Origin of the sequence: Paraburkholderia sp. EG287B (assembly GCF_040965595.1) — a bacterium.
Taxonomy (GTDB): domain Bacteria; phylum Pseudomonadota; class Gammaproteobacteria; order Burkholderiales; family Burkholderiaceae; genus Paraburkholderia.
In genome coordinates, this window is the sequence record NZ_JBFRCG010000124.1 from 1 (window position 1) to 239 (window position 239).

The 239-nt window shown below is 54.0% G+C and carries 1 rRNA gene; it reads left to right on the forward strand.

Features of this window, described 5'->3' with window-relative positions:
* Positions 1 to 239, forward strand: a 23S ribosomal RNA gene (locus tag AB4Y40_RS43010); the annotation flags it as partial.

Genomic DNA, 239 nt, shown 5'->3' on the forward strand with positions numbered 1-239 from the left:
TTCCCAAAGTAGTGGCGAGCGAAATGGGACCAGCCTGTACTCTTTATCCGTACCGTCAGCCAAACGCTCTGGAAAGTGCGGCCATAGTGGGTGATAGCCCCGTAGGCGAAGACGGAATGGAAGAACTAGGTGTACGACAAGTAGGGCGGGACACGTGAAATCCTGTCTGAAGATGGGGGGACCATCCTCCAAGGCTAAATACTCGTGATCGACCGATAGTGAACCAGTACCGTGAGGGA